General features: G+C 35.5%; 9 protein-coding genes and 1 pseudogene. 8 read left to right on the forward strand and 2 right to left on the reverse strand.

Annotated features, from left to right (window positions below):
* Position 1: 1 nt before the first annotated feature.
* Positions 2 to 3,247 (reverse strand): SusC/RagA family TonB-linked outer membrane protein, encoded by a 3,246-nt coding sequence (locus U6A24_RS04630; protein WP_324178769.1) that lies wholly within the window; start codon positions 3,245 to 3,247, stop codon positions 2 to 4.
* Between the two features lie 259 nt (positions 3,248 to 3,506).
* Positions 3,507 to 4,553 (reverse strand): GntR family transcriptional regulator, encoded by a 1,047-nt coding sequence (locus U6A24_RS04635; RefSeq protein ID WP_324178770.1) that lies wholly within the window; start codon positions 4,551 to 4,553, stop codon positions 3,507 to 3,509.
* Positions 4,554 to 4,770: 217 nt separating this feature from the next.
* Between U6A24_RS04635 and U6A24_RS04640 the strand changes: the two genes are divergently transcribed.
* The 8 genes and pseudogenes from U6A24_RS04640 to U6A24_RS04675 all read left to right on the forward strand — a co-directional run.
* A complete protein-coding gene (locus U6A24_RS04640) occupies positions 4,771 to 6,876 on the forward strand; it encodes a bifunctional aldolase/short-chain dehydrogenase (RefSeq protein WP_324178771.1) in 2,106 nt (701 codons plus the stop codon).
* A gap of 14 nt (positions 6,877 to 6,890) precedes the next feature.
* Positions 6,891 to 8,171, forward strand: coding sequence for a sugar isomerase (locus U6A24_RS04645; RefSeq protein WP_324178772.1), 1,281 nt, complete (start codon positions 6,891 to 6,893; stop codon positions 8,169 to 8,171).
* Between the two features lie 6 nt (positions 8,172 to 8,177).
* Positions 8,178 to 9,560 carry an FGGY-family carbohydrate kinase gene (locus U6A24_RS04650; protein WP_324178773.1) on the forward strand — a complete coding sequence of 461 codons (1,383 nt, stop codon included), beginning with the start codon at positions 8,178 to 8,180 and terminating at the stop codon, positions 9,558 to 9,560.
* A gap of 11 nt (positions 9,561 to 9,571) precedes the next feature.
* On the forward strand, positions 9,572 to 10,729 hold the full coding sequence (locus tag U6A24_RS04655; RefSeq protein WP_324178774.1) for an alpha-hydroxy acid oxidase: 1,158 nt from the start codon (positions 9,572 to 9,574) through the stop codon (positions 10,727 to 10,729).
* A gap of 7 nt (positions 10,730 to 10,736) precedes the next feature.
* Positions 10,737 to 12,143 carry a purine-cytosine permease family protein gene (locus U6A24_RS04660; RefSeq protein WP_324178775.1) on the forward strand — a complete coding sequence of 469 codons (1,407 nt, stop codon included), beginning with the start codon at positions 10,737 to 10,739 and terminating at the stop codon, positions 12,141 to 12,143.
* Positions 12,144 to 12,223: 80 nt separating this feature from the next.
* Positions 12,224 to 15,439, forward strand: coding sequence for a glycoside hydrolase family 2 TIM barrel-domain containing protein (locus tag U6A24_RS04665; RefSeq protein ID WP_324178776.1), 3,216 nt, complete (start codon positions 12,224 to 12,226; stop codon positions 15,437 to 15,439).
* Positions 15,436 to 16,572: a formylglycine-generating enzyme family protein gene (locus U6A24_RS04670; RefSeq protein ID WP_324178777.1), complete on the forward strand. Its 1,137-nt coding sequence runs from the start codon at positions 15,436 to 15,438 to the stop codon at positions 16,570 to 16,572. Before U6A24_RS04665 ends, U6A24_RS04670 begins: the two co-directional genes overlap by 4 nt.
* Positions 16,573 to 16,601: 29 nt before the next feature.
* Positions 16,602 to 17,400, forward strand: a pseudogene (locus tag U6A24_RS04675) (sodium:solute symporter family transporter); the annotation flags it as partial.

The raw sequence follows: 17,400 nt of genomic DNA on the forward strand, positions 1-17,400 counted from the left end.
ATTAAAAAGTTACGTCTAAACCTAGGGTAATTGTTCTTGATACTGGATAAGCTCCATTATCTACGTTTCTTACTGCGGCGTTATCTGCAGCTCTGTTAACTGTAGGACTACCAAATTCATACTCTGTAAACAAAAATGGGTTTTGTGCATTAATGTATATTCGAGTAGATTCAAAAAGGTTTTCGAATATATCTCCGGATAATCTATAACCTAAGGTAATATTTCTGATCCATAGGTAGTCGGCATCATTAACATGAAGCGAATTTGGTCTTCTAAAAAACTGTCTACTTTGTAAACTCCCGGTTCCAGGTATCACTTTTGTTCTAGGGTCATCACCTGGCCTAAATCTATCCAAATATGCCCGCTCTATATTAAATTGCCCATCATCCTGGTTTGCCAAATATTGATTAGTTGCAGTAAAGACTTGCTGACCAACAGCACCGTCTGCAATAATATTTAGGTCAAAATTCTTATATTTTAATTGAGTTGAAAAACCAAATATAAAGTCCGGATTAGCGTCTCCGATAATTGTAACATCCTGATCGTTTAGTACTCCATCGGCTTCATCTGGAATACCATCTCCATCTGTATCAATGGTAAGTACATCTTCAAATTTTAATGACCCTTCTATTGCGCCGGGATACTTGGGAACATTAGGATCATCAATTTCTTCTTGCGTAAATAATCCAGTTACATTAAATCCTCTATATCTACCTATAGGCTCGCCCTCTCTTACTTCAGTTATATTAACACGACCTATAACACTATTTCGGGGAAAAAAGAAACCTTGTTCTTGCGGTACATCAATTACCTCATTTCTATTGGCGGTATAATTGAAATTAAAATTCCATGTGAAATCTTTTTTGTCAATAATTGTTGCCGATACTTCTAGCTCAATTCCTTTATTCTGAATTTCACCTAGATTAGCTCTAACCTCACCAAACCCACTTGTTCTAGGTAAAGGAAGAGGAAACAAAAAACCTACCGATCGGATATCATAATAATCTGCCCCTATAAAAAATCGATTATTGAAAAAGCCTAAATCTACACCCAGGTTAGTTTCTTCAGTCTCTTCCCATTTCACATCAAAATTAGGAAGTCCACGAACTGCGGCCCCAACTGCATTTACATTACCGTATAGGTAATTTGTCGGAAAATCATTTCTTTGTAGTGATACATTTCCTTGGTATTCGTAATTACCAATATTACTATTATTACCACTGATCCCATAACCTCCTTCTATCTTGAATTCGGAAACAATAGGTCTAACTGGTTCCCAGAAGTTTTCGGCAGAAATTCTCCATGCTCCACCTACTGCCCAAAAGTTACCATACCTATTGTCTAAACCAAATTTTGAAGACCCATCTCTTCGAATAAGTCCCGTAAGAAAATATCTATTATCATATTCATAATTGAGTCGGGATAAATAAGTAATCAAGGCGTTAGCTTGATAACTCACTCCTCCTGTAAAATCAGTAGGCTCTACAGAATTAGAAGCACTTGGCACTCTAATTTCTTCATCTACTAAATTACTTGAATCCGCAGTGGTAACCGTAGTTTCTCTTTTTTCCATGGTATACCCAATCAGGGCATCCAATTTGTGTTGATCGTTTTTTCCTAACAACACTGAATAACTCAATGTATTCTCCCAGATGTAGTTGAGCGCATTCTCTTCACGAACACTGGCACTGGCTTGTTGTGATCCATTAATATTAGCAAAAAGGTTCCCTCCAGGGAGTCTTGAAGGTGTAAAACCTGCGTTTCGTCTATCAATCCACTGCATAGACCAAAAAGTTTTTGCTTTTAGATTAGGTAGGAATTCCCATTCAAGAAAACTTCCTAATCTTAATAGATCTGACCTTCTTTCTGCTTCACGTTCGATTAATGAAGTTACAGGATTAGCATTTCTGGATCTAAAAATCAAATTTCCTTGTGTCACTCCTGTTAGCACGCCTTGATCATCGAAAAGAGGAGCTGTTGGATCTGTCCATGCGGCTAAAGCAGGAGCGCTAAATATTTTGAAATTTCCGGCATCAGAATTAGTTCCTGTTCCTGTTGCGACAGAACGAGTAGGGGCAAAATTCAACCCAAGTTTTAAGTTTTCCTTAATTTCCGTATCAAAATTAAAATTCAGCGAGTATCGTTTAAAATTTGTATTAATTAACGTTCCCTCTCGATCTTGATGAGCAATCGATAAACTATATCTATTACTCTGCCCACCTCCGGAAACTCCAACATTGTAATTTCTTACTATCGCATCTCTGGTAATAAGGTCCCACCAATCATTATCGGGCCCAATATCTTCAAGACCAAGTAAAAACTCTCGTTGTTGGGTTTGCAAACCTCCTAAGGGAACTCCTGCAGCCTCCTGATCTTCATAAAATTCCAATTGGTATTGATACAATTCTTGTGCATTTAAAACATCAGGCGCTTCGAATTCGGGAACAGATTGTATACCCAAGAACGTTCCAAAGTTCACTACAGGTTTGGCATTTTTTCTCCCTTTCTTAGTCGTGATGATAATGACACCATTAGATGCTCTAGATCCATAAATTGCCTTAGAAGCAGCATCCTTTAAAACACTTATAGATTCTATATCTGCCGGGTTGAGAGAATTTAAGATATAGTTATCCCGTTGGTCTCCTGCATTGGTGCCTAATGGAAAGCCATCTACTACATATAGCGGATTATTGTTACCGAAAGTTGATACACCTCTAATAGTAAGTTCCGGTCCACCATCGGGAGCACCATTATCTCTAAACTGGACTCCCGATACTTGTCCTACCAAAGCCTGTTCAAAAGTTGCTACTGATTGTTCTTGTATAGTTTCTGCTTGAACAGTTGATACCGCTCCTATCAATTCTGATTTCCTACGTTGCCCATATCCAATTACTACTATTTGTTCAAGTGAGGTTGCTTCTATTTGCAAAGTAATATCTATAGTACTTCTTGTCCCGACCAGAACTTCTTGACTTACAAATCCAATATAAGAAAATACTAATACACTAGAATTATTAGGTATTTGGATAGTATAGCTACCATCAAAGTCTGTAGAGGCTCCAATTTGCGTTCCTTTTACCAAAACATTCACTCCTGGTAACGGTACCCCATCATCACCAACAACCTTTCCTGTTACTGTTTTTTGTACATCAAAACTTGCTTTTTCCTCTGCAAAGACAATGAGTGTACAACAGATAAATATTAGAAAAAAGCATTTTTGAAGTAGATTAAATTCGTTTTTTTTCATATTCATGCTAGAATTCTGGAATTATGATATTTTTACAATTCCTGGTTAGAAAATATGCTTACCGTAAATTATCCCTTAAAAAATTGCCAATAACTTGGTAATTTAAGACAATATTAACCTCGGGATAAAATATTTCCATCCTGTACTATGCTGGCTTATATTTTTTTAAAAGAAAATATAGATGAAGTAGAACAAAATTTGCTAAATTCTTTTTAAGGAATTGAAGTAATCGCTATTGCATCAAGGAAATATTCGGAAATCACATAGACTTACGATCAATAAATCTAAAATCATTTTTAATCTGATCTTTTCGATTTTCAAGAATAAGCTGTGCTGTAGTTTCGCCCATCTTTTTAAAATCTGTTCCAATTACGGTAATACCAAGTAGCTCTTTTAATGGGGTATCATTGTAAGAAACAATACCTATTTCTTTTCCTAATATCAAAGAGCTTTCTCTTACCTGTTTGACCAGATCAACCAAATCTGTTTCTTTAATGGTAATATAGGTATCCCCTGCTCTAAGTTCCATGCTCTCGTAAATATCGTCCAAAACTTCAAAATCAAAAGAATGAGTAACGCAAAACTTCCTAAAACCGTGTAGAATTTCTCGTGGATATGGATATACAGACTTATCTGGATATACCAATATGAGTTTTTTGTATTTTTTTAATTTTTCAAGCCCTTCTTTTAAGGCTTTTATGATATCATCTTCAAAGTCCTGATATACTTGAACAATATCTTCCTTTAAAAAATCAATTTTATTATCTAAAAGAACAAGTTTATTATCAGGTATTTCTTCGATCGCATTCAAAACTTTATCAGTATATCCTACATATTGAAGTTGTTCATTTTTAAAATGAGACATGATCACATAATAGTCATAATGACCTTTATATCTTTCCATTAGTTTCAAGAACAACGTTTCATCGCAATGATAAATATGAAGATCCAGATGGGCATTGGTTCCTATTGCGTTCAGAAATGCATTGTAAATTGTCATTTTATAGGAACTTAACTTATTGATCAAAAAAAGAATATTGACCTTATTTATCAGATCTGTTTTTGCCACATAAAACCCTTTTCCCTTTACAGATTCTATTATTTTACGTTCTTTAAGAAGATTGTAAGCTTTTTCAACTGTATCCCTGGAAAGATAGAACTCTTCACTTATTTCGTTAATAGATGGGATTTTTTGTCCAACATTTAGATTTCCTCTAGAGATATCATCTATAATCGAGTCTACGATCTGTTTATACTTTGGCTTTCTCGAATCATGATCTATCTTTATGTTTACTATAAGATCCATTTTTTTCGTAGGGGTAATTAGTTGTGTCGCGTTGAAAAATAAACAAAAAATAAACAACATTGTTGATTATTTAATCATTTTTTATCTAAATTATCGAAGCATTCTGAGTAAATGATTAATTATACAGTATACTACAGGATGGAGAATGTTGGTACTACTTCTATTTTCGTCAAGTGACACTTAGAAAATAAACACCAACTTTAAAACCCAGTTTACTATGGGAATAGCCAAAAAGACGTACACGTATGTCGATTATCTTTGGGATGATAAAAAAGCTGCTTCATTAAAGAATGATGAAGTAGCACTTTTTTTATATAGATCCAACATACTTGGTGCTGATTTACGTATAACCAATTATGGAGGTGGAAACACTAGTTGTAAGACCATAGAAAAAGATCCGCTCACTAATGAAAATGTTGAAGTAATGTGGGTGAAGGGGTCTGGCGGGGATATCGGCACCTTAACAAGATCGGGTATTGCCGGGCTTTACATAGAAAGATTAAGAAATTTAAAAACCATATACAAAGGCATCGAATATGAGGATGAAATGGTTTCTTTGTTCAACCATTGTTTATATGATTTAAATAGCAAAGCTCCTTCTATCGATACACCATTACACGGATTATTACCTTTTAAACATATTGATCATTTACATCCCGATGCAGTAATAGCTATAGCTGCTGCCAAAGATGGAGAAAAAATCACCAAGGAAATCTGGGGAGATACTATAGGTTGGATTCCATGGCAACGGCCAGGTTTTGATTTAGGCATAAAGTTGGAAGAGTGCTTTAAGCAAAATCCTAATATTAGAGGAATTATTTTAGAAAGTCATGGCTTATTTACATGGGGTAATACCTCTTATGAATGTTATCTCAACAGTCTTGAAGTAATAGAAATGGCTTCGGCTTACATTGAAAACAAGATTATACAGAATGGAAAAGTATTTGGAGGCCAGAAAATAAAATCGCTACCTCCGAGTAAAAGAAAAGAACAAGCAGCAATTCTTGCTCCTATATTAAGAAAGTTATGTTCAAGTGAAAATAGAATGGTTGGTCATTTTACAGACGACGACCGTGTTTTAACATATATAAACAGTAATGATTTAAGAAAATTAGCCCCTCTTGGAACCTCTTGCCCAGATCACTTTCTTCGTACCAAAATTAAACCTTTGGTACTTGACCTTAAACCCGGAGAAAATTTATCAAGCTCCAATGAAGTTACTTCTCTAATTGAACCCTTGTTTAAACAATATAGAACCGATTACAAAGCATATTACGATTCATGTAAACATCCAGATAGTCCAGCTATGCGAGACGCTAATCCCGTAGTAATCATTTATCCAGGTGTAGGTATGTTCACTTTTGCCAAAAATAAGCAAACCGCTAGAGTGGCTAGTGAGTTTTATGTAAATGCAATTAATGTAATGCGGGGATCTGAAGCTATTTCCGAATACACAGCACTTACTAGGCAAGAAGCTTTCAACATAGAATATTGGCTATTGGAAGAGGCCAAGTTAAAAAGGATGCCTCCAGAAAAGCCTTTATCACGAAAAATAGCTCTCATTACAGGGGCTACAGGTGGAATTGGAAAGGCTATTGCAGACAAACTGTTAGCTGCTGGAGCCAATGTTGTCATTACTGACATTCAAAATGAAGCATTACAACAAATCGCCAATTCATACAACAAGGACGAGGTAATAACCGCTGTATGTGATGTAACAAATCCAAAATCTATTGAAGATGCTTATAAAGAAGCTTCTTTGAATTTTGGAGGAGTAGATATTATAATTCATTCCGCGGGTCTTGCTGTTTCTAAACCTATTGAAGAAACTACCGAGTCAGATTGGAATCTACTTCAGAACGTACTAGTAAAAGGACAGTTTTTATTGGTTCAGAAGGGTGTAGAAATTATGAAAACACAGGCTTTTGGAGGAAATATTATCAATATAGCTAGTAAAAACGGATTGGTTGCAGGACCTAACAATGTAGGGTATGGAACTGCAAAAGCGGCACAACAGCATATGACGCGATTATTAGCAGCAGAACTTGGCAGGGATAAAATACGAGTCAATACTATAAACCCCGATGGTGTCATTGTAGGCAGCAAAATATGGGAAGGCAAATGGGCAGAAGGTCGTGCAAAAGCATACGGAATTAAAGTCGAAGAACTCCCAGCGCACTATGCTAAACGTAATTTACTTAACGAGATTATTCTTCCAGAGGATATTGCTAATGCTGTATTTGCATTTTTGGCTGTTTTAGACAAAAGCACTGGTAATACAATTAATGTAGATGGAGGAATGCCTAATGCATTTGTACGCTAAACTAAATATCTGAAATGAAAATAGATAAAAATAAAATCATTGATCTTAATAAGGATATAGAAACAAAACATCTTATTCAACTAGATTCTATAGCCAATCAACTACAACATAAAGATATTGATGGCCAAGATATAATTAAAAAACTCAAGATTTTTCAAGTAGCAATACCAAGCTGGGCATTGGGTGCGGGAGGTACTCGATTCGGAAGATTCTCTTTTGGAGGAGAGCCTGCCTCATTAGAACAAAAAATAGATGACATTGGTATCATTAATACCCTAACCAACACTGCAGGTGCTGTATCACTACATATACCCTGGGACATTCCTAAAGATTACAATGGTATTAAAGAAAAAGCAGCCTCATACAACATTGTTTTCGACGCTGTTAATTCTAATACATTTCAAGATCAACCAGATGCTAATGAAAGTTATAAATTTGGTTCTCTATCTAATATAAATAAAGCTGGTCGAGAACAAGCAATACAACATAATATTGAAGTAATAAACATTGGCAAAAAACTAGGCTCAAAAAGCATTACAGTTTGGTTAGCAGATGGAGCTAATTTTCCGGGACAAAACAATTTTCAGAAAGCTCTTAAGAATACTCAAGATAGTCTTCAACAGATATATCAATCGCTACCTAATGATTGGAAAATGTTCATAGAGTACAAACCCTATGAGCCCAATTTTTATAGTACAGTGATTCAGGATTGGGGCACTGCATTAATGTTAGCAGAAAGTTGCGGAGATAGAGCTTATACCTTGGTAGATCTTGGGCATCATTTACCAAATACTAATATTGAACAGATTGTAGCCACTTTATTGTACAAAGGCAAACTTGGAGGTTTTCATTTCAATGACAGTAAATATGGGGATGATGACTTAACGGTAGGTTCCATAAAGCCCTATACCCTATTCTTAATTTTTAATGAATTGGTATACGGAATGGAAAATAATCCTCAAAACCCAGATCTGGCCTGGATGATTGATGCAAGCCATAATGCTAAAGATCCTTTAGAAGATTTAATACAATCTTTAGAAGCTATTTTAATTGCCTATGCGCAAGCACTATTGGTAGATCAAAACAAACTTAGAGAAGCCCAGGAAGCACAAGATATAGTTACTTGTCAAGAGATTTTACAAGATGCATATCGAACAGATGTTAGGCCCTTGGTAAGAGAATCCAGATTGCAAGCATATGCTGCAATTGACCCTTTGGCGACATATCGAGCGCTGAATGTAAGGAAAAACCTAATTAAAGAGCGTGGAAAAAAATCAACCGCAACAGGATTATAAGAACACATGAAAAAGGTTGTCGCAGTTTTTGATATAGGAAAAACCAACAAGAAATTCTTTCTCTTCGATTCAGATTTTAAAGAGGTATATAAAGAATACATCCAATTTAAAGAGATTAAGGACGAAGATGGTTTTCCTACAGAAAATTTGACTAAACTTCAAAAATGGTTGAAAGAGGTTTTTAATCGAATCCTTTCTGCTAAAAAGTATGATATTAGAGCAATTAACTTTTCCTCCTACGGAGCTAGTTTTATTCACCTGGATAAAAATGGTAATGTACTCACGCCATTATACAATTATTTAAAACCTTTACCGAAAAAAGTTAGGGATAATTTCTACAAGAAACATGGAAACCCCTTAACTATAGCAACAGAAACGAGTTCACCACCTGCTCAAATGTTAAATTCAGGAATGCAATTGTTCTGGTTAAAAACAACAAAACCAGAAATTTATAAGAGGATAAGATATTCTATTCATTTCCCTCAATACCTTTCTTTTTTATTTACCGGGATTCCGGTTACTGAATTTACAAGTATAGGCTGTCACACTGCTCTTTGGGACTATAAAAATAATGACTATCATCAATGGGTATTAACCGAAGAAATTAATTGTAATTTCCCAAGTATTATATCTACAAAAACCTGTATTAAAATGGATTATCAGGGAAAAAATATACATATTGGTGTAGGCATCCATGATAGTTCTTCAGCATTAATACCTTACTTATTGGGAGAAAAAAAACCATTCGTTTTAATCTCTACAGGTACCTGGAGTGTTACGCTTAACCCCTTCAACAATACCACACTCACAAAAGAAGATATAAATAATAACTGTCTTAACTATCTGGATGTAGGAGGAAAAGCAATACGAGCTACCCGGTTTTTTATGGGAAATAAATACAAAACTAAGGTTAAAAGACTTTGCCAATACTTTCAAAAAGATTCATCTTATCATAAAAGTGTAAAATTTGACAGTGGCCTTTATCAAAAACTAAAAGAATCTAACCAGCAATATTTTGGATTCCAAGAAATGGAACATTCTCGCCAAACTAAACAGATTGATTTATCAGTTTTTTCATCTTTTGAAGAAGGTTTTCATCAATTGATGATAGAGTTAGTGCAGGTTCAGATAAAAACTACACAAGTGGCAATTGGCAAAAGCACGATCAAGAAAATATACATTGATGGTGGATTTGTTGAAAATGAGATTTTTGTAAAACTAATTGCATTGAATTTTAAAGAATACAAGGTTAGAACCACGCAATCTCCTCTGGGTTCTGCTCTTGGTGCAGCTATGATAATTTCCGATAAAAAATTGGATTCAAGGTTCTTAAAAGATTATTATCAGATTAAAAAAATAAAACCTCCCGTATTACAAACATTAGAATAGATTTTTAATATATGAAGTGGCCTTATAACACAAAATACCCCTCTGTCGACGACTTAAGAACTAAAGCAAAAAAACGAATCCCAAAATTTGCTTTTGAGTATCTTGATGGTGGTTGCAATGAGGATGTGAACTTACATAGAAATCGATCCGATATTCAGAAAATAGAACTCAAACCTCATTATCTTAGTACGCATACCGGCTCTGATATGAAAACCGAGCTGTTCGGAATTACTTATGATGCTCCTTTTGGCATTGCTCCTGTGGGTTTGCAAGGATTAATGTGGCCTAATTCACCCGAAATTCTAGCAAAAGCAGCACTCGAACATAACATTCCATTTATCCTTAGCACAGTTTCTACAAGTAGTATTGAACGTATTAGTGAAATTACGGAAGGTAATGCTTGGTTTCAATTGTACCATCCTACCGAAGATAGGTTAAGGAATGATATTATTAGTCGTGCGGCATCGGCCAGTTGTCCAGTCTTGGTACTCTTATGCGACGTTCCAACCTTTGGGTTTCGACCCAGAGATATAAGAAATGGGTTAGCGATGCCCCCAAAAATGTCTTTTCGAAATATATTACAAATTCTGAGTACCCCTAATTGGGCACTTCAAACCTTATTACAAGGACAACCAAATTTTGAAACTCTAAAACCGTATATGCCCAAAAATATGGACTTGAGTGCCCTGGGACAGTTTATGAACCAAACTTTTAGTGGTCGACTCAATGAAGAAAAAATAGCTCCCATAAGAGAAATGTGGAAAGGTAAGATTGTTTTAAAAGGAGTTGCCAGCGAAGAAGATACTGAAAAAGCAATTGAGCTAGGATTAGACGGTATTATTGTTTCTAATCATGGAGGCAGACAACTGGATGCGGGACAATCGACTATTAAACCATTATATACCATTGCGGAAAAATACGGAAGCAAGATCACGGTAATGATGGACAGTGGAATCCGTTCAGGTCCTGATATCGCCAGAACTATGGCTTGTGGGGCTAAATTCACCTTTATGGGAAGATCATTTATGTACGGCGTATCGGCTTTAGGAAAAGAAGGAGGAGACCATACTATTTCTCTTATCAAAACTCAATTACAACAGGTCATGGAACAAATATGTTGTGAAAAAGTATCAGGTTTTCCTGATCATCTGATTAATTCAAAAGTATGAAAATCGTATGAGTCAATTCAATATAGAAGAAGAAATCAAAGAAATCGTAGAAGGGGAATTTGAAAGAGAACCGGTTCCTAAAAGCAGCTGGAAAAGTTGGAAAAGCTTTTTAGGGATGTATGCTGGTGAACATGCAGCCGGAACCGAATTTATGATAGGGCCACTTTTTCTTACCGCCGGAGTAAGTGCCTTTGATTTAATTGTAGGCTTACTTATAGGTAACTTACTAGCAGTGCTAAGTTGGAGATTTCTTACCGCTGAAATAGCTATTAAAAATAGGCTTACCTTATATTATCATCTTGAAAAAATATGTGGTAAAAATTTGGTAACTACTTACAATCTTGCAAACGGAATTCTGTTTTGTTTTCTTGCAGGTGCTATGATAACTGTTTCTGCAACCGCAGTAGGAATCCCATTTGATATGGAAATGCCAAAACTCACAGATACAATGCCTAATGGTGCAACCTGGGTGATTATCGTAATTATTATTGGAGCGATTATATCATTGATTGCTGCCAGAGGTTATGACACGGTATCGCAAGCAGCTAATTGGATGTCGCCAATAATCGTATTAGCATTCCTGTCTTGTGGAATTGTTGCCTTAAATCAATTAGGCGTAAAAAGTGTGAACGATTTCTGGGCAATTTGGGGAGAAGGTTCTGCTCCCTTTCCCGGTCAAATTAAGTTTACTTTCTGGCACGTAGTATTATGGTCCTGGTTTTGTAACGCAGCCATGCATATAGGGATGTCTGATCTTTCAGTATTTCGGTTTGCAAAAGCTCCATCTTCCGGTTGGACTACTGCTGCGGGAATGTATGTTGGACATTATATGGCATGGATTGCAGCAGCCTTATTATATGCAGTGTATCTTAAAACTCCTGAAGCGCAAACTTTGTTAAATACTGGTGAAGCTCCACCAGTAGCACCCGGACCTCTCGCCAATAATGCTATTGGTATATTTGGGATCATAGCGGTTATTCTAGCTGGGTGGACCACGGCAAATCCCACCATTTACAGGGCAGGATTAGCTTTTCAGGCTATAATACCTAAAATTTCAACCTTTTGGGTCACTATTGTTGCTGGATCCATTGCTACTGCTGCGGGTATTTTTCCTGCTTTTGCTATGAAATTACTTGGTTTTGTTGCATTGTATGGCTTTATTCTTGCTCCTGTAGGAGCGATTATTGTATTTGAACATTTTTATGGAAAAAAAGTAGGAATAATTCCTTTTTATGCCGAAGAAAAGAAAATTACCTTTAATCTATCAGTTTTCTTAGCCTGGGGCATTAGTTTTGGCATCTTTTACTTCATTTCAAAACAGTTTGATATCTTTTTATCATTCGTTACTTTACCAGCATGGATAAGCTGTGGAGTCTTATATTTAGTCTTTAGTAAAATACTTCAAAAGTCTTAAAAACAAAATAACTACAGGAAAGCACAGGATAAGAAACAGTTTAATTACAAATATTTTTAAGGTACTAAACTATTTCAATAATGTTCCTAAGACATATTATATATATATCCTTACTGTTTCTAAGCTGCGAGAGCAAAAGTTTTCAACAAAAGGATTATCTACATTACGAAGATCCATTGGTAACGGCAATTAATCGATTACCCATGCGAGCCACATCCATCTCTTACGAAAGGAAAAAAACAGCAATTACAGCAAATAGAAAGGCTTCCAAAAGGCATAAATCCTTAAATGGAAACTGGAAATTTTCCTGGGCTCCTTTCCCCGAAGAAGCTCCAAAGGAGTTTTATGCCAATAGTTATAATGATACTAATTGGAAAACAATTCCTGTACCCTCTAACTGGGAGTTACACGGATATGGAACTGCAATCTATACCAATATCAGATATCCTTTTTCTCCTGTAAACCCTCCTTTCGTACCAAATGATGATAATCCTACGGGTAGTTATCGAACTACTTTTGAAATTCCAGAAAATTGGAAAGATATGCAGGTTACTTTACAATTTGGAGGAGTAAGTTCAGCTTTTTATTTATGGGTTAATGGCAAAAAAGTAGGGTATGGACAAGATAGTATGCTTCCATCAGAATTTGATATCACGCCTTATTTACAAAAAGGTAAAAACCTATTGGCCGTTCAGGTATATAGGTGGAGTGACGGGGTTTACCTTGAGGATCAAGATCATTGGCGATTAAGCGGGATATTCCGTGATGTTTTTATTACAGCCTCACCTAAAATACAATTGTATGATTTTTTTGTCAAGACTGAACTTGATGACAATTACAAAAATGCTTTGTTAAAGATACGACCAAAAATTAAAGTGTTTGAAGATCAAAAAATTGACGGCTGGAAACTTGAATCACAGCTATATGATTCTGAAGGCCTTCCTATTCTTAAAACTCCATTATCAAAAAGTTTAAAAGAGATCATCTTTGAATACTACAATCAAAGAGGAAAACCAAAATTTGCAATGTTTGAAGCTACCATATCTAACCCAGAAAAATGGAGTGCGGAACACCCTAATTTGTATACATTGGTATTTTCCCTTAAAGATGAGAATGGAAAGGTAAGAGAATACCGAAGCACAAAAATAGGTTTCAGAGAAGTAGAAATAAAAGATGGTGAACTTTTCATGAATGGAGTTTCTACATTGATGTACGGAGTAAATCGTCACGATCACGATCCTAATACCGGTAAAGTAATTACCGAGGAATTGATGTTGAAAGACATCAAAACTATGAAACAATTCAACATAAATGCTGTTCGTACTTCTCACTACCCTAATGATCCCAAGTGGTATGAACTCTGTGATAAATATGGTATCTATGTCATGGACGAAGCTAATCTCGAAACACATCAATTAGGTGGATATTTAAGCAATCGTTCTGAATGGGGATCTGCTCATTTAGAACGTGCTACCAGAATGGTAGAAAGAGATAAAAACCATCCATCTATTATCTTTTGGTCCCTAGGTAATGAATCAGGTTCTGGACCAAACCACCAGGCAATGTCTGGGTGGATTAAAAATTATGATGAAACGAGATATGTACATTATGAAGGTGCCCAAACTTTGAATCATAAGAATAAAGAATTCCTAAATGACCCTGATTATGTAGATATGATGAGCAGAATGTATATGCCTATTGAACCAATGATAGACATGGCAAATCTTGAAAATGACAATAGGCCGGTTATCTGGTGTGAGTATGCCCATTCTATGGGTAATTCTACTGGAAACCTATTTAAATTCTGGGATGCTATAAGAGCTAACAAACGAATGATCGGTGGCTATATCTGGGATTGGGTAGACCAAGGCTTATTACAAAAGAAAGATGATGGTACAACATATTATGCTTTTGGAGGAGATATGGGTGATACCAAAATTAATGACAAAAATTTTTGCTTGAACGGAATTGTGAATCCAGATCGATCTCCACAACCCGCATTATGGGAATGTAAAAAAATATTTCAGCCAGTACATATTATTGCTGGTAACCTAGATCAAGGTAAGATTAGTATAGAAAACAGACATAACTTTACTAATTTAAATGAGTTTGAGTTAATTTGGCAACTTCAGGAAGATGGAAAGACAATTCAAAACGGTAATCTTGGCAACCTTGATATACCTCCAAAAACAAATAAAGAAATAACCCTACCCCTAACTAAACCTGAATTGAAAGCAGGAGCAGAATATTTTTTAAGAATTTCTGCCAACCTTAAAAATGAAAAATCCTGGGCCCCAAAAGGTCATGAGGTGGCTTGGCAGCAATTTAAACTTCCTTATTATAAAAAAACACCTTCTTTTACAGATACCCAATCATATAGGGTTAGTGTTGAAGATAATAAAAGTAATCTTACCTTATCTTCTCAAGACTTTTTAATTATCTTTAATAAAAAAACGGGAGAATTGATTTCTTATAACTATAAAGGAATTCCACTTATCACAGGAGCTTTAACCTCCAGTTTTTGGAGACCAACTACTGATAATGACCGTGGAGGAGGAAGAACTCCTTCAACTCTTAAAATATGGAAAGATGCCAATAAAAATAAAAAATTAAGCTCTTTCAACATTGATAAAACAAATGACAAAAAATATAGGATTAACTCCAGCTATGTGGTAGCAGATGCAAAAGCTAAATTGGATATAAGCTACATCATTTTTGGTGATGGAACGATCCATGTACAAAATAAATTTACTATCAAAAAAGGTGTAAACTTACCAATACTGCCCAAATATGGAATGCAGGTTAAGCTATCTGGTGATTTAGACTCTCTTCAATGGTTAGGGCGTGGTCCCCACGAAAATTATATAGACAGAAACCTTAGTGCAGACATAGGCATTTTTAAAGAATCAATTTCAAAAGATTACCAACAATATATAAGACCCCAGGAAAGTGGTAATAAAACAGATGTCCGTTGGTTCTCTGTATCTAACAAGGAGGAAAAAGGACTTTATGTAGCCGGAAGCAGTGCTAATTTGAGTGTAAGTGCTTGGCCATACACTACCGAAGATATTGATAATGCACTACATACCTATGATCTTAAAAAAAGAGATTTTATAACACTAAACATTGATCACAAACAGATGGGTGTGGGTGGTGATGATAGTTGGTCTAAAAATGCATTACCCCATGAAGAATTTAGAGTTCCTGCTATGAATTATTTCTACGATTTCATCATAAAACCTATAGACACGATAGAAATTTCTGGACGTCTACCATTACCAAAATCAGAAAAATGATTTTTAGTACAACCAAAAAAATAAAGAAGAGTAGTACTGCGCTCTGTGCAAGTATATTTATCATCTTTATAGGATGCTTTCAGGAAAGAAAAGAAAAAAATACTGCAAATCAATTGAAGTCTCAGACTATTCTTATCACTTCAGTTCCAGAAGGAATTATCCCTCCAAAAGGTATGATTTGGGTTCCTGGTAAGAAATTCAGGCAAGGAGCTGTGCCTCAAGATTCTTTTGCGATGCATCACGAAAAACCAGCTCATGCGGTTGCCGTAGATGGGTTTTTTATTGATATTACTGAAGTTACAAATTCCCACTTTAAAAAATTTGTTGAAAGTACGGGATATATCACTATGGCAGAAAGAGAAATAGACTGGGAAGAAATCAAAAAACAGTTGCCAGTTGGCACTCAAAAACCTGCAGATTCAATTTTGCATCCTGGATCTCTTGTGTTTAAAAAAGTTAAATCACAGTTACCGAACCTTTTTGATTACTCCCAATGGTGGGAATGGAAAATTGGGGCTAATTGGAAAAACCCTAAGGGACCAGGAAGTACAATTGAGGGAAAAGATAACTATCCTGTTGTACATATCGCTTTCGAAGATGCGATGGCATATTGCAAATGGGCCAATCGAAGACTTCCTACAGAAGCTGAGTGGGAATTGGCTTCAAAAGGATTGCTTCTCAAATCCATTTACAATTGGGGGGATTCTGATGATACCCTATCTGAAAAAGCGAATACTTGGCAAGGAAGTTTTCCTGATAACAATACTTTAAAAGATGGGTTTCAGGGAATCGCCCCAGTAAAATCCTTTCCCCCTAACTCTATTGGCCTATATGATATGGCTGGTAATGTTTGGGAATGGACGCAAGATTGGTACGACCCAAAGTATTATAGCCAACAGAAGAAGTTGGGTTTAATTTACAACCCAAAAGGTTCAAAAAAATCTTATAATCCACAAAACCCTTTAGCAAAAGAAAGAGTAATTAAAGGAGGCTCTTTTTTATGTAATAAGTCTTATTGTACTAGTTATAGAAATTCTGCTAGAATGGCCTCAAGTTATGATTCATCTACTGAGCACATTGGATTTAGAACTGTGGTTTCAGTAGATATGCTACAAAGTCAAACCAAAAATTAAATCATATTCCTTCCTAAAAAATAAAAATCATGGGTATTACTTCCTTCCTGGGCTTTATTTTACTAGTTGGTATTATTTCGTATTTTTCAATGCTAAAAGCAGATAAAAAAACTTCTGATGGTTACTTTCTAGGTGGTTGTAGTCTAAACGGGTTTGTTATTGCAGGATCATTATTACTTACAATCTTTCAACAGAACAGATTGTAGGTTGAAATGGGTAAGCTTTTATAGAAAGGATTTTGGTAATGGACTGGGAAACTTTGGCTGCCATTGCTATGGTTATAACAGCTGCGTTTTTATTGCCCAGATATTTAAAAGGTGGTATTACTACAATTACTCAATTTTTAGAACGAAGATATGATACGACTACCAAAGCTATAACTTCTGGGCTTTTTCTAACCGGTTACGCTATAGTATTACTACCTATAGTACTATACATCGGTGCACTAGCATTAAGCATAATGTTTAATATCTCAGGTTTGATGGGAGTGTTAAAGAATACTGCTATATGGATTTGTGTTTTTGGCATTGGGATTGTTGGATCTGTTTATGCCATTTTTGGTGGTCGGGAGAGTTATGATTCCAATATTTGGATTGCTGGAAATAGGTGATGATAATATTATTATGGGATTGACAACTTTTATTTAAAGATAACCCTGACAAGTTTAATTCTATAGGTTCTAACAAAGCTTCAGTACCGTTTGGAACTATTTTTACTGGGATGATGCTAGTTCAATTGTTTTATTGGGGTACTAATAAAGCTATTATTCAACGGGTATTAGGTGTCAAAAATCTTAAGGAAAGACAAATAGGACTGCTTTTAGCTTCG

Origin of the sequence: Aquimarina gracilis (genome assembly GCF_035285365.1) — a bacterium.
Taxonomy (GTDB): domain Bacteria; phylum Bacteroidota; class Bacteroidia; order Flavobacteriales; family Flavobacteriaceae; genus Aquimarina; species Aquimarina gracilis.